Raw genomic sequence first — 15,508 nt, 5'->3', positions numbered from 1 at the left:
TTATCTAAGCCTTACTAAAAGCCTGTTATTTCTTTTTACCAGTTGAAGGGCAAATACCAGTTAGCCTTATTCAGCAATCTTGCTTTTACTTCACTGGCGTGTGCATTCCCCTCCAGTTGCAACTTAGTCCCCACCTTCTCTGCCAGGAAAGAAGCATCATTTTTACGCAGGGCAATACGCAACAGATCGGGCCAGCGATTGCCCTCAAAAGCCAATTCCAGTGCACTTTCGTTTACAATAGCCTCTTCCAGCGCTTCCGCCTGCTGTTGCAAACCGGTGCTTAACGGAGTGAGGTAAGCACGGCCACGAATACCACCATTCCGGTGCCAGGGGCCGCGGAAATAGGGAGCCGTACCATAACGTCCATCAAAATTGTAAGGCGCTGGCTCAAAGGTTTGCTGCAAGTTGGTTTTATCGGTAACACTGGCATTATCGTAAGCAGTAGCTATGCCCTGGTTTAATAAAGCCCAGGCAACTTTTCCTTCCCCATCCCTGTTAGCCGCTTCGGCATAATGCAAATGCACCTGCGCTGCACGGTACAGAAACCAGTTACCGGTTTTCTCCAGTGGCGTAAGTAAGCTATAGTTATAACTATATTTCATTACCACTGGCCGGCCTGAAGAAGTATCTATACTAAACAGTTTACGGGCGTCAAAAGGAAATCCATTGTTCTGCACCTGACTGTTCCAGTTACGAATAACAGCACGGGAAGGCTTCAGCAAATAACTGCCGCCATCTGCCGCAAACAGGTTAATAAACGGATTCTCTGGTGCAAAGCTCTTGCTAAAAGGCAATACCCAAATCCACTCCTCATTCCACAAGGCATCCTGCGAACGAATGAACATCGACTTCCAGCCTTGTGCAGCATTATTAATCAACGATTGCAAGTCCTGCTCGCGATAACGGATATACCCTACCGCCAGATCATTATTATTCGCAACATCTGCATACCGGATTTTATAAGTATTAAACTGTTCATCCGTATTGGTACTGTTTGCCCCTGTTTCCATTACTGCACGATACGTGGTAGCCGCCTTGCGATAGTCGCCGTTCCATAAATACAGATCACCCAGTACACATAAACGGTTAATAAAAAACTTTTGCGTAGCATACCCATCCACTGTAGTTACCAGGCTACTGCCGCTGGGGTATATATCCAGCACAGGAAGCTGCTCCGTAAAAGCAATTAACTGTTGTAGTAAAGTAGCAAAAGGCACCCTGGGATAAGCAGCACTATTTTTAATATCATTGACATTTTCCGGGGCAGTAGTGATATAAGGTACTTCGCCAAAATGAATACCCAGCTGCAGATACAACCAGGAACGTAATGCGCCGATATCAGAATAGCGGGCATTATAATCCGCCTGTGTAATCTTTTTATCCTCCAGCATCACACCCAGGTTCTTCAATACATCGTTACAATTAAAAATCACCTGGTAAAAAGAACGCGGATCAGCATATTTATTACCCGCTACCACTGCATGCTCGTTCAGCTGTTGCAGGCTGGTATCGGCATTCTCTGTTACCGTGATCAGGTCACCCCTTAACTCGTTCAGCACCACATATTGCTCAGCCAACGTTTCCAGCTTACCATAGATACCAATAATAGCCGCATCAGCGTCATAAATATTCCGGTACATCTGCGATTCGTCCAGTGTTGTTTCGGGCAAAACCTCAAACGTTTTTTTGCACGAAAACAAGAGCAGTGCAGCGGCCGGTAATATCCCCCTGGTAAAATTCCTGATCGTTAAATAGTTCATCATGATATTGATTACATTTGATATTACAGCCCTACACGCACACCCAGCTGCAACGATTTATAAATAGGTTCCAGGCCTGTATCCACTCCTTTTGAAAACACGCTGTTATTGGCACTAAACTCCGGATCATAGCCCAGATAATGGGTAAAGGTGAACAGGTTATTACCGGTTACATACACCCTGGCATACTGCAACCATTTTACACCCACCGGTATATCATAAGTAAGTGACACCGTACGCAGCCTTATATAACTTCCGTCCTCTATCCACCGGTCGCTAAAGCGGCTGTTACCCACCGGATCTCCCCAGGTGGCTTTAGGTACATCCGTTATATGCCCGTTCCCGCGCCAGCGACCTGCTACGCGCAGGGTTTGGTTATTGGTACCTGAACCCGCTTCCAGCACCGAACGATTATAATTGTATACATCGTTACCGATGCTATACGTAAACTGGGCATCCAGTGTAAACCTTTTCCATTTCAAAGAGGTAAAAAAGCTACCAAACCAATCAGGGTTAGGATTGCCAATCACCTCCCTGTCGTTATCATTAATCTGTTTATTATTATCATTATCTGTAAAGCGCACATCTCCACCAGTAAAAGGCGTTACTACTCCCTTCGCATTGGTTACTGCATATCCATCCTGCGCCGCTGCCGCATTTGTAGTATACACGCCCCTGGTTTTATATCCGTAAAACAGGTTGGCAGCGCTCCCCTCACGCGTGATATAACCGGCACCCGCATAATTATTGATAATAGCCGCACCCGCCAGCCTGGTAACGCGGTTGTTATACTTACCTACCGTAGCACCAATATCCCATACCAATGGCCCATTTAACGCACGAACATTCACCGCAGCTTCAAAGCCTGTGGTTTGCATCTGCGCATGGTTGCTCACTGTAAAATCTACACCTGAAACTGCCGCAGCCGGCTCATAGGTAAGTAAATGACTGGTTGTATTACGATACACATCCACACTCAGTTGCACACGTTCCTGCAACAATGCCGCATCTATACCGGCATTCAACTTCGTTACCTTCTCCCACTGCAACGCCGGGTTAGGAATGTTACCCCTTACCAGCCCCTGCATTCCCAGGAGGTTTTGCGATACATAGTATTTACGGCTTGTATAATTGCCAATATCATCATTCCCAACTGCTCCGGCACTTACACGCAGTTTCAGCAACTCTATCCAATGCAAAGGAGCCAGCCAGTTTTCAGAGGATAGCAGCCATGAAACGCCGGCAGCAGGAAATAACGCCACCTTATTGCCACCTACAGACAATGCTCCCGGAATATCCCTGCCAAAACGGGATGAAATGTCCCCGGCCAGGGAAGCCGTTACAAAATACTTATCGTTAAAACCATAATCAACCGTTGCATAGTTGTTTAACCAACGCCACTTACCAATATCTCCACCGGTACTGCGCAAAGCATTTACACCCGTGCCAATACTTACCATATCATCAGTGGCGGAGTTATAGCCCTGTATGTAATCTTCCTCTACAGTACTTTGCTGATAACGGAACCCCACAGCAGCAGTTATTTTATGCCTGTTAGCAATACGGGTAGTGTATTGCACACGGGTATCATTATACAACGAAAACAAACGTACTACCCTGCTACCCAAACGACTATCCGCAACAGCATTAGACAACGTATCATTAGCCACACCTTTACGCGGAATAAACAGGTTTTCCCTTACTTTATCATAGGTGATGCTGGTGGTAGAAGCCAGCTTAAAATGACTATCAAAAGTATATTCGGCATTAATCAGCCCCAGGAAACGATAATTTTTATCGGTTTGCTTAGCATTATCAATCAATGCTACAGGATTACTTACATTAAATACATCCGTTTCGGCCAGGTTGGGTGATTGCTGTCCTTTATCATTTATCTCCTGTACTGATAAGAAAGGAGCTTTCACCAACGCCAGGTACAAAGGATTCGTTTTAGCACTCAACCCCTGCGCCTGCAAGCGCTGCTCGTTATACGAAAAAGCAAGGCTGGTAGTAGCCATAAGCTTGCGGGTAAGATTTAAATCGGCATTAAACCGGGCCTGGTAAGCAGTAAGACTGGTGTTACGGGTAACAGGCTGTGTTTTAGCATACCCCAGTGACAAAGCATACCGGGCTATATCATCCCCACCGGTTACTTTCAGATAATAGTTTTGCTGCACACCTTTCTGCAACACTTTTTTTTGCCAGTCTGTATTATTATGATACCGGAAATAATCAGCTGAAGACGCATCATCCTTCATATAAGGTAATGCCTGTATCTGCGCATCACTGTAGCCAGCTGTTTTCAACAGATCAGACAAATAAACCCGGTAATCACCGGCCTGCATCACCGGTAAAGCAGCAGGCTGAAAATTAATACCACTATAAGCAGCAAAGTCCATATGTGTTGCCAGGCTTTTAGCATGTGCGGTTGTAATGAACAATACACCATTAGCCGCCTTACTACCATAAGTAGTTACCGCATCTTTTACCAGCGTAATGTTATCAATATCCTTTACATTAATATTCTGCAAAGGGTTGTGGCTATGACCTCCAATGAATGAATTGCCATAACTGGCATTGTCATAAATAACACCATCCACTACTATCAAGGGCTGATTGGTGGCATATAAAGAAGTAAAACCACGCACCAGCAAATCGGCGCCTATACCCGGTGTACCCGAGCGGCGGGTTGCCTGTAGTCCGGCAATACGTCCCTGCAGATAGCTATCTGCTGTTTCATTATTCAGCTGCCAGCCACCCTGCACGTTAGCCAGCGCTACTGCCTGCGTGCTCCTGTTCAATGGTTTATTGCCGGCAGGAAAAGAAGCTTCATCATATAAGGAAGCAAAACCTTCCTCATACAATACTGCGTTTACCTGGCTATGACCCTTTAAGGGCAATTCTTTGTACTGGTATCCGGCCCCGCTAACAATCAATGTAACATTATAATCCGGCACCCTCAGCGTAAACCCGCCCTTATCATCCGTAAGCGTTACCACCTGGTCTTGCCAGGCCACATTTACACCGGCCAGCGGCTTCCGGGTTAAAGCATCGGTAAGCGTTCCTGTAACAGTAACCAGGGAATCCGCTTTTTGCGCCACTGCCCGGCTACCCATTATCAGCAACAGCAGTAACCATACTATTTTTTGTATTCGAGCGTACATGTCTTTTCTTTTATAAGAAGTAAGTTTATTCAGTAACAGGCACCAGCTTCAGGTAGTCCAGCGTTAAAGTGTTTTGTCCTGTGGTAGCCGTGTTGGCTGCTACCAGGTAAATGGTATTATTGCCATACCGGGTAGTAGTATATTCACCCAGATATACCTCATCATAATTATTCAGGGTAACTGTAGTATAAGGCAGGCTCACTGTTTCCCAGTTATTAAACGCTATCCGTTGCTGAAAAGTAATGGTCTGGCTATCGTAATTGCCCGCTACAGCGCGCCAGTACACCTTATACTTAGCAGCAGGCACCTGCTTAACAGAGTAATAGATATAAAATTGCGCCACCTGGTACCCGTAGGCCATGATATCATTATAGGTATTACCCGCTGCATCCGCTTTAGAGCGATAAAATATGTTCGCATACTTATCCGTACGGCTAAAGCCCGATGGGCTTTCCCCTTGTACTACAATAGCCGGAAACTGATCCTGCAAACGGAACGGGATATTACCTATCACATGTACATATCCGTTACTGGCTTTATAGGAAGCAGTGATAGCAGCCTTATTAACAGGCACCTTCACACCTGAAACAGACACCAGCGTATCAGGCAAATCTGTAGCAGCATAAGCACCTTTCACTACCAGGTTCTTTGCCAATGCCCATTGCGTCAGGGCCAATGTATAAGCTGCGCTGTCTGTGGCAAAAAAAGGTTGCAGGCGCTGCAATTGCAGGTTCCAGCCTTCATCAGCCAGTATAAAAAAGGTAAACTTGCCGGCTTCCTCATTCACAGCCGTTTTATCAGTGTATGTATTAGCCACATAAGCAACACCGGTTGAATCTGTAGCACTGTAATCCAATGAATGCAGGTAATCCTTCTGGGCAGAGGATGTAGTGGCCAGATACTCCCATATGCTCAACCGGGGAGTAACATATCTATCTATTACATGCAACACCCCATTAGAGGCATACTCATCTGCCTGTTCAATGTTGGCCTCTTCAAAACCTGTAGCCGTAAACACCTGGTATTTTCCGTTTAAAGTAGCGATGGATAAGGCTACGGTTGCTGCCCCTGTTGTATACGATTGGTTACTGATATGCCCTGCCACAAAACGGCGTAAAGCAGCAGAATCGTTTATCAGCGAAGCGTCGAGGTTTTGCAACGCTGTATTATCAGGCGCCCACACCGTGTAGCTTTTTGAACCGGCAATTACTTTGTCGTAACCTGACTTCACCAGCAACTCATAAAACCGGCTAATACCGGCATTAGTGCTAACGTGCACAGCAAGGTTACTGGTAAGCCCAGGAAGACTTACCGCATTATGGTCATCCCAATTTTTGCTACAGGCAGTAAAACCGGCTACTAATGCCAGTAACACATAATGCAGTTTATTCAAGATTCTCTTATTCATTGTTACTGGCTATTGGTAAAAAGTATTTTGTTTCAAACTACTGTTGCGCTGTAGTTCTGTTTCGGCAATAGGGAAATAATGGCTGTTATAATCCCTGTATTTATTCAGGGCCGACTGCTGCCTGTCTGCCGGGACGGCAGCAGCTACCATATTCAACAAAATCTCCAGCCGGGCATAGTTATTACGTTTGGCATTACGCAGTACATCATACCAACGCTTACCCTCAAAAGCAAACTCACGCGCCCTTTCTTCCAGTATATAAGTGGTTATTTCATCTGTATCGGCAGCGTCCGGGTTGCGGGCTGTAGCGTCCAGAGCCCCTGCCCTGTCACGGATCACCTGTACCAGGTCCAACGCTTCCTGGCCGCGGTTTACCTGGGCCAGTGCTTCGGCTTTCATCAGCAACACATCGGCATATCTGTAAATGATCCAATGCGCATACGAATCGCCCTGCGCCCGCGCCGTGGCATAGTTAAACCCTACATATTTCCAGATAGTGTTATCGCTGGTGCGCACAGCGGTAGCCGCGCCACGGATATCCACCTTGGTTTCATCATCATAATCAATGGTATACACATCCTCCATCACACGTTCCGATGCCACATAACGCCTTTTAGTGGTGGTGAACATGCTGTAAAAAGGATTTAACTTCTGCGCATCAAACTGAAATTCAAAAATGCCTTCACTGGAATTGCCCGTATAATACAGCGTAGAAAAGAAACCGCTGTTACCGCTTACCAGTGAATAATTTTTACTGTCAATCACTTTATCACAATAAGCGATAGCATTAGTATAATCTTCCAGCCACAGGTACACATCGGCCATAATGGTTTGTACTGTATTTTTAGTAATGCGCCCGGTATTATACTGTTTGGTGCCATAGGTTTCCTTTATTTTGGTTTCAGCAGTCTGCAGGTCTGTCAACACCTGTTGCAACACCTGTTTTTGCGTGCTTTTAGCAATAGGTCTTATATCCTCATCCGTAGAAGTAGAAGTCAATTTCAATGGCACATCGCCAAAGCTGCGGGCCAGGTAAAAATATAGCAGGCTGCGTAAGGCAAGCGCCTCCCCTATATACCCGTTCAGCTGCTCCTGCGTAAACGTATTATCCGTTTCCAGTACATCCGGCGCATCATCCAGCACAGTGTTGCAATAGTTAATGGTGCGGTATAAAGCGCGCCAGCTTACCAAGGAATTAGTAGACAGCAAATTCACATTGATCACTTCCGTTTCTTCATTCGTAATGCCCGCACCTGCGGCAACCAGGTCGGCACGCAGCTCGCCCCACAAAAAAAGGTATTCCGCCAGCGCCTTATCGGTAACGCCTGAGGGGCTGCCCAGCAGGGAAGAATAACAACCTATCACAGCTGCTTCTACCTGTTCCTTCGTTTTCCAGAACTCCTGGCGCACCACGCCATCCTGCGGCTTCTGGTCAAGCCATTTATTGCACGATGTAGAAATCAGTGCCGCCAGCAATATTGTAACGCTATAGATCGCTTTTTTCATACTGTTTTATTTATCCTCCTTAAAAACCAGCCGCAATGCCTATAGTATAAGTCTTTACAGGCGGCGTCATAGAATTGTCCACTACGGTAGAAAATGGCCCTGATATTTTGGTAGTCACCTCCGGATCCTGCCCGGTGTAGCGGGTAAGCGTAAACAGGTTTTCTCCTGTCACATATACACTAAAGCTTTTCAGACCCAGCTTTTTCAGTTGGTCTTTAGTACAGTTATACCGTACTGTAAGTGTACGCCATCTTAAAAACGATCCATCTTCCACATACCGGCTGCTGCCCAACCAGTTATAACCGGCGTTATACAAAGCACGGGGCACATCCGTAACATCCCCTTCATTACGCCAGCGGCGCAGCACTGCTGTACTCTGGTTATCATAACCATACATATTGGTAGTAGACATACGCGTGCCATTGATCAGATCGTAACCGGTACGAAAACTGAAGAAAGCTGAAACACGCCAGTTGCTTTTATACGATACAGAAGGACCAAATCCACCGGTAAAGCGCGGATTACCATTACCCAGGTACACTATATCCCTGTAATCGATATTGCCATCGTGGTTAACATCTTCATAAGCAGCATCACCCGGTTGAAAGACATAATCCACAGAAGGATAATTAAAACGTGTATACACCGTTTCTCCATTCAAACCCGTAATGGGCTTATTGGAAGCATCACTTGCCACAGTAGCTTCTTTATCCTTGTACACACCTTTGTAACGGTATCCATAAAACGATCCGAAAGGATTATTCTCCTGCAGGTAGCTTTTATATACGCCATTTGATGCGGCCGACTTAGCGCTTTCGCGTGGATACATAGGCGAGATATACCGTATCACGTTTTCGTTATGGGCGAGATTGAAGTTGAAATCTACCTGCCACACTTTGTTCTTCACCACAGTAGTGTTCAAACTTATTTCCCAGCCCTGGTTATCCATAGTGCCAGCATTCATATCAATAGCATCATATCCTGTAGTAGTAGCCACCTGCAAGCCGGAATAGATCATATTCTTCGTACGGTTGCGATATACCTCAGCGGTAAGCACAATACGGCTTTTCAACAGGCTGATATCCAAACCCAGGTTCTGCCCTATTACCGTTTCCCATTTCAGGTTGGTGAGCTCAATATTCTGAGAATACACACCCGACAATCCCATATAAGTCCAGTCAAAATTGCCGTAGGTATTATAGAAGGTATAATCTTTCCGCGGCGCATTCCCGCTCTGTCCGTAACTGGCGCGCACGCTCAGGTCGTTGATAAAAGTAAAGTGCTTCATAAAAGGCTCACCTGATATACGCCACCTGGCAGATAAAGAAGGAAACAATCCATAACGGTTGGCAGGGCCAAAACGGGAATTACCATCCCCGCGAATGCCTGCATTGATAATATACCGGTCTAAAAAACTATACTGCGCATTCAGTAAAGCACCTACCGAGCGGGTACTGGTATTGGCAGAACTGGCAATCAATTCATCATTCTGTGTACGGGAGGGTACAGCGGGGTCTTGCAGATTGGAAGAGGCCGTGTTAGAAGTCATCACCTGCTGGTCTATATAACGGTAATCATTCGTTTGCAACATCAGCTGGGCCTGTAAAGTGTGCGACTCCGGTAAATGCGGAGAATAGATAAGACTGTTTTTGGTTTGCACATTATACGCATCAAAATCAGCATCAGAAGCTCTGTTCACCGATGTTTCCGTTACGGGCCTTCCGGTAGCAATCTGCGGCAAAAAGGTATTTACCTTACTGGTATTAATATCAAACTGTACATCCGAGTTTAACAATAACACACCAGGCACAATGCTGTACTGCACCGAAAAATGTGGCGTTACCCTTTCGCCCAGTTGTACATTTTTAGCACTGCGGGCCATCGCCACAGGATTATACGTTCCTTTTATACGACCATTGGCATCGTAGTAAAAGTAGCCCTGCACGTTACTCGCCGGCGAAAAGTAATTAGGTGTTTTATTACCGTACTCGTCATATTCATAAATGCTCATATTGGGCATTTTAGTATAGGCCACGGCCCTCACGCCCACATCGTTAGAACCGGTGAACAATTGGTTATTATCCACATGCGTATAGGCAATATCCGTACGAAAACGTAAACGGTCGCTTACCGTATAATCCAGGTTAATACGTGTAGTAATCCGTTGCAGGCTGGTGCCGATGGTGGTACCGGTTTGGTTAAAATACCCCAGCGAAGCAAAATACTTAGCCCTGGCACCACCACCCGATACAGAGATATTATGATCGTGCAACAACCCCTTTTGCGTAATAGCATCTACCCAGTTGGTATTATTACTATAGTTATAATACCAGTATGGGTCACGCTTATTATAATTAAACTCTTTAATGGTTTGCGGCATAGGCTTGCCCGTGCCATTATTGTACTCTTCCGGAATTAACGTGGAATACTGATCGCCGTTAAGTAACGGCACCGAACCAGGCTGCACCGCTAACGATCCTTTAAAAGTATACGTAATCACAGGCTTTCCCACAGCCCCCCGTTTGGTAGTAATGATAAGTACACCATTAGCAGCCCGAGAGCCCCACACAGCCGTAGAGGCCGCATCCTTTAATATGGTAATGTCCTTAATGTCGGAAGGTGCAATGTTCAGTAATTGCGCAAAACCCTGATCATCCGAAGTGGCAAAATTAAACCCATCAGGAATGGTCACCTCATAAGGCATACCATCTACCACCACCAGCGGATCACTACCGGCACTGATAGAAGAAGTACCCCTGATGCGAATCTGCATCCCTTTACCCGGATCACCGGAAGTAGCAGCAATATCCACCCCACTCAACCGCCCCTGCAATGCCTGATCTATCGAAGCGGCCTGCATTTCTTCCAGCTCTTTAGCACTGATAGAAGTTACTGCCGTTGTTTTATTACGGTCGCTGATGTTTAACCCTGTACCATTATTAATGGTTTTCTGACTGCTGATAATCACCTCATCCAGGTGGTTATCTCCCGGCTCCAGCGTTACACTTATCTTCGTTTTGCCACTAATGCTTTGAATAAAGGTTTTAAAACCAATACCTGAAAAAGAGATCTTATGATTGGAAGCGCCGGAGGTTTTCAATGCGTAGTTACCATCTGCATCTGTTTCCGTTCCGGCTATCGCCCTGTTGGCTCCATCCAGCTCCACCACCGAAACGCCACTCACAGCGCGTTGGTTACGATCCGTTACCGTGCCACGGATTACCACAGGGTCTTGCTTTGCCTGTGCATGGACAACAGAAGCTACCGCTGTTAACAACAGCAGCCATAAACCGGTTATTGTAAAAATCTGTTTCATAATTATAGGAATACCGGTGGTTAATAAATGTATTTTAAGTAATTATCAATCTGATGTATCACCGTTCTGCTGGATAATACATTACTGGCAGCCGGAACGATGTAAGCACTCACACCGGCGCTTACCGCATCGGTAACACCCAGGCTACCCGGCGTATTGGTTATTTTCAACGACACCGTTTCGGCAGCAGCATTCTTCAGCAACGTTTCAAACGCACCCTCTTTCTTTCCATCGGCCACTATCGACGCTTTTGCCAGAATATGGTATTGTAAAAAGCGCGTTACCTTTTCTATATCCTCTGCCGCAGCAGGTGCATACGTGGGCGTTAACACAGCGCCACTACCTGTTCCCGGCAACCATCCGTTGTTCACTGCATTTTGAATAGCCGCATTAGTAGGAATTAACAACGTGTAAAACACACCGGCCTGAATACCTTCAATAGCACCGGTAGTAGCATTATATATTTTGCTGTTCTTTAAAAACTGGAAAAAGGCATAATAAGGATCGGCACTGGTGGCAGCATATTTTTCAATATGCTTTCCCATATTCAGCTCGGTAAAGGTTAACACTCCGTTGCTATAATAGGCAACACCATTGCTTGCTGTTTTAACTGAGTCTAACGCCAGCGTTTGCGCCTGCACATTGGAATTATCCTGCGTGCCTGCCGAAAAAATCCTGTTATTTTGATAACGTATATATTCTCCATCATAGGTTTCCAGTATCCCTTCGCCCGACAAGTCCACCGTTTCATTGTAGGCCAATGGCACAATGTGCGTACTTAATATGCGCTTTAAGCGTGTTACCGCATCTCCCCCGATAGTGACCGTTCCACCGGCAGGTGTATACTGAAATGTACTATTGGCATCATTCCAATCGTATCCTGCCTGTTTTAACGCCTGGTCTGAAACCAGGAACAACAGGTAACGCAGGTTAGGATTGGTTACTGATAGCTTCAGCTCCAGGTTCAGCGCCTTCGTCAATAAGGAATAGGAAGGATGGAGATAAGCTTTCCCATATACAGAATGAAACACATTGGCTTCCTGCACTTTGGTAGTACCATAAAACAATCCATTACTTAATACCTGCTTATCGCTGATATCAACAGCCGCATCAAAACGGGCCTCTTCGTTCAGCGTGTTTACGGTTGCTTTAAATTTAGAAGGCCATACTGTTGTATTCCACATATGCGCATTCAAAAAATCAGTGATCACACCCAGCGGCAGTTGATCTATGGATTTTACCGGGTAATATTCCAGTAACACATTTTGTACATAATTCTTCACTACCTCATTTGTTGGCACAAACAAAGTCCAACCATCACTTTGCCCATCGTTATCCTGTAACTTTAAAAAATTCTCGTTATTAGGTGCAAAAGCAAGTGAAGCATTATAATATTTGGTATACACCTGGTCAGCAGAACCGCTTAATACCTGGTATAAATGGGTCACATCCGTATTAGGCGAGTAAGCCACCATAAAACGGTCGAGAATTTTCTTAAATTCACTGTATTGGGGCTTTGAAGCCAGGTACCTGTCCAGCGATAAAAGCGGCTGTATCACTTTGTTTACTTCATGCACCATACCATTCTCCGCCACTATATCACTGTTTACCACTGCCGCACCTGCCACATTAAAGCCGGTGTAAGTAGTATTCGGATAGAAATAGTTATAATCATACGCATCCAGCTTTTTGCTGTTCATATAACCGGGCAGAAAATAAGGCAGGTATTTGTTATTATAATCCCCGCTTACATAGTTAACAGAAGAAGCAGTGCTGTTACGGTTATTGGCCACTACTTTAGCAGCCACCCCATTTACCGTATCCGTATACACAAAATCGTAGTAGGCTGTGCGGCGCTTAAAAGCTACATCCGCCAGCAAACCAGCATTGGATTGATAGTCATCCAGCTTGTCTTTCTTAAAAGCGTTATACACCAATGCATATTCTACTATGCTGGAAACAGTAGCAGAATCCAGCTTGCTTACTTCAGATACATGCTGCTCTTTTAAAAACGCATTCACCGCATCGTCATTAGGGGCAAACAAAGTCCAGTAACCGGCCTGGCTTAGTACACTTTTATACCCTGCCCGGTCTATCATTTGTAAAAACAAGGTAAAATTGCCGCGACTTTGTAATTGCTGGTAAATAGGATTGGCCAGATTATCGGGCCTTCCATAATACTCATCGAAGGCCTTTTTGCGGCAGGCAGCAAACAACAGTATCACTGCCAGTATGCGCGCAGCAGCTGGTGCAAATAGTTTCATGTCCAGATAAATTAATTCCTGTGTAGTAAAATATTATTGATAGGTGGCGGTGCCGTCCCGTTGAAAACGGGGCCATTTCTGTTCCTGGTCTGCAGGAATAAAATGCACCATGTCCAGGTTAAATGTATTGGCCGATCCGCTTTCATTCGTAAGCGCCACAAACTTCAGCTTATGCCTGTCGCTGGTAGCAATATCCACCACACCTACCAGCTTACCTATATGATTGGCATTGGTAGAAGGCGTTACCACAAAACGTTTTACCCCGGTGGCCTCCGCATTGTCATCATCCAATGTAGTAGGGTAATACACACTTACATCCACCAGTTTGGAAAGCGGCTGGTCATCCACCAACACCTGTATCGTTTGCGCCCGGGCTCTCCTGAAGCAGATCCAGACTTTATATTTTCCTTTCACCAGGAAAGGTGTGGTAAATTCCACCCATTGCGTAACAGCAGTACGCATGTACCAGGTAAGAAAATCGTAATAACAATAATAATCTGTGCTGGTAGTAGCAGTTACGTTATACTTGATAGTACCTCCCTGCCACTTGATACCACTAAACTGGGCAGGGTCAGAAAACTCAGCTACCTGCCCTGGTTTACGAAACACCGATACCAGCTGTCTTATCTCCGGCTGGTCAGCAACATCCCAATACACCGCTGCAGGCTTACGCACCTTTATCTGCAGGTTGCCTGTAGCGGCATGCAGGGCACCATTCGTAGCTATATAGTCGCTATTGGTTCTGTCAAGTGCAATCCCTGGCTCTGTTACTCCGTTAAACACATCTTCATTCAATAGCACAGTCTGGTTATCCAGCTTGGCAGTCACCACTTCCAGCGGTGCCAATGTGGTATGTGAAGGTGCGCTGATAATATCTGCCAGAAATTTAATACCAGTTAATATATGATAAGCAATATATAAATGAAGGCTGTCTGCATGATCGCGTGGGTTACCCGTATTGGAATACTGCGCTTTTAACGCCGCATAATCCGCAATACCAATCGCTTTAAACACCGCATCTGTTTGTGCAATTACGGTAAGCCACTGCCGGGTGGTATCTATAATATTGCTGGTGTTGAGTGTATCGTAATAGCCGGTTTCTTTCAATGCTTGTGTAAATATGCTGTAATCGCTGTTTTGCTCCAGTTGCTGCGCCAATGTTAACGTTGCAGGTTCCAGCACCTGGTCTATTACATGTATAATGCCATTACCAGTAACAATATTACCCTGTAATAACTTCGCCTGGCGGTTAATAATGTAGCCGGCCACTCCGTCACTTACCCCTACACTGGTAGTTAAAAACTGGCCGTACACATTAATATTAGGCAACTTGCCGTCTGTAAACACACTGGTAGTGAGCGTATCCTTAATCAGGTGAAAACGCACTACATCGCGCAACACGCTGGAATCAATATCGTTTACACTGGATTTCCCCTTTTTTAACAGCCAGGCTTTTACAGCAGTATTGGTGGGGGCAAACACCGTATAAGCCCCGTAGGCATTTAAATAACCGGCTGCCCCGGCCCTGCTTATGATAGTATAGAAATCAGAGAAATCGGCGGGATCATTCCTGAGGTAGTCCGCAATATTAGCGTCGGAAGTTGTGGCAATGGTAAAATCTGTTTTTTTACAGCCGGCAATAGCCAGTGCAAAAAACACCACCATGAAAACATGGCTTCTTTTAAGCAGCTTGTTTTTTAACATAATAGGCGATTTAGGCTTTATCAGCAAACGAAAACGGATTAACAACACCATAGTCCAAAAACTACAGTAACAATTAACGGTTTAATACATTTATCAGATGGCCTACAAACGTCAGAATGACAAAAACAGCAGTTAGTAAAGGTTTCAGAAGATATTATTTTTCTGCTCCTCGCTTAGTTAGTCTACTAATTACGTGGGCAAATATAGAATCACATATTATTCGCACCAAATAATCGGCGCTTTATTTCCTACTATTTTTGTAGTGTAATAAAAATCACACACTAATTACGAAGAAATAAAAGTTCAGCGCTATAGCATTTACACAACGCAGCACATTAAAAAACAACAGTATACCGTAAAACAAAACATTCCATCAAAACAAAAGC

The 15,508-nt window shown here is 45.2% G+C and carries 7 protein-coding genes; all 7 read right to left on the bottom strand.

The window, feature by feature from the left end; translation table 11 throughout:
* Positions 1-35: 35 nt before the first annotated feature.
* Genes FLA_RS07040 through FLA_RS07010 form a run of 7 tightly spaced genes read right to left on the bottom strand, consistent with a single transcriptional unit; the run spans position 36 to position 15,122 of the window.
* On the bottom strand, positions 36-1,763 hold the full coding sequence (locus FLA_RS07040; protein WP_231940404.1) for a RagB/SusD family nutrient uptake outer membrane protein: 1,728 nt from the start codon (positions 1,761-1,763) through the stop codon (positions 36-38).
* Between the two features lie 20 nt (positions 1,764-1,783).
* Positions 1,784-4,924, bottom strand: a complete 3,141-nt coding sequence (locus tag FLA_RS07035) for a SusC/RagA family TonB-linked outer membrane protein (RefSeq protein ID WP_076379965.1) — start codon at positions 4,922-4,924, stop codon at positions 1,784-1,786.
* 25 nt (positions 4,925-4,949) lie between these two features.
* Positions 4,950-6,332: a fasciclin domain-containing protein gene (locus FLA_RS07030; protein WP_076379966.1), complete on the bottom strand. Its 1,383-nt coding sequence runs from the start codon at positions 6,330-6,332 to the stop codon at positions 4,950-4,952.
* A gap of 9 nt (positions 6,333-6,341) precedes the next feature.
* Complete coding sequence (locus FLA_RS07025; RefSeq protein ID WP_076379967.1) at positions 6,342-7,838, bottom strand: RagB/SusD family nutrient uptake outer membrane protein; 1,497 nt, start codon at positions 7,836-7,838, stop codon at positions 6,342-6,344.
* A gap of 19 nt (positions 7,839-7,857) precedes the next feature.
* Positions 7,858-11,154, bottom strand: coding sequence for a SusC/RagA family TonB-linked outer membrane protein (locus tag FLA_RS07020; protein WP_076379968.1), 3,297 nt, complete (start codon positions 11,152-11,154; stop codon positions 7,858-7,860).
* Positions 11,155-11,174: 20 nt separating this feature from the next.
* Complete coding sequence (locus FLA_RS07015) at positions 11,175-13,418, bottom strand: fasciclin domain-containing protein (protein ID WP_076379969.1); 2,244 nt, start codon at positions 13,416-13,418, stop codon at positions 11,175-11,177.
* Positions 13,419-13,451: 33 nt separating this feature from the next.
* Positions 13,452-15,122: a fasciclin domain-containing protein gene (locus FLA_RS07010; protein ID WP_076380210.1), complete on the bottom strand. Its 1,671-nt coding sequence runs from the start codon at positions 15,120-15,122 to the stop codon at positions 13,452-13,454.
* Between the last annotated feature and the right edge of the window lie 386 nt (positions 15,123-15,508).

Origin of the sequence: Filimonas lacunae, from assembly GCF_002355595.1 — a bacterium.
Taxonomy (GTDB): Bacteria; Bacteroidota; Bacteroidia; order Chitinophagales; family Chitinophagaceae; genus Filimonas; species Filimonas lacunae.
This window is presented reverse-complemented; position numbering and strand designations above follow the sequence as displayed.

Excerpts from the sequence above, each read along its gene's own strand:
- FLA_RS07040 (WP_231940404.1), bottom strand. The coding sequence starts at position 1,763 with ATGATGAACTATTTAACGATCAGGAATTTTACCAGGGGGATATTACCG.
- FLA_RS07035 (WP_076379965.1), bottom strand. The coding sequence starts at position 4,924 with ATGTACGCTCGAATACAAAAAATAGTATGGTTACTGCTGTTGCTGATA.
- FLA_RS07030 (WP_076379966.1), bottom strand. The coding sequence starts at position 6,332 with ATGAATAAGAGAATCTTGAATAAACTGCATTATGTGTTACTGGCATTA.
- FLA_RS07025 (WP_076379967.1), bottom strand. The coding sequence starts at position 7,838 with ATGAAAAAAGCGATCTATAGCGTTACAATATTGCTGGCGGCACTGATT.
- FLA_RS07020 (WP_076379968.1), bottom strand. The coding sequence starts at position 11,154 with ATGAAACAGATTTTTACAATAACCGGTTTATGGCTGCTGTTGTTAACA.
- FLA_RS07015 (WP_076379969.1), bottom strand. The coding sequence starts at position 13,418 with ATGAAACTATTTGCACCAGCTGCTGCGCGCATACTGGCAGTGATACTG.
- FLA_RS07010 (WP_076380210.1), bottom strand. The coding sequence starts at position 15,122 with ATGTTAAAAAACAAGCTGCTTAAAAGAAGCCATGTTTTCATGGTGGTG.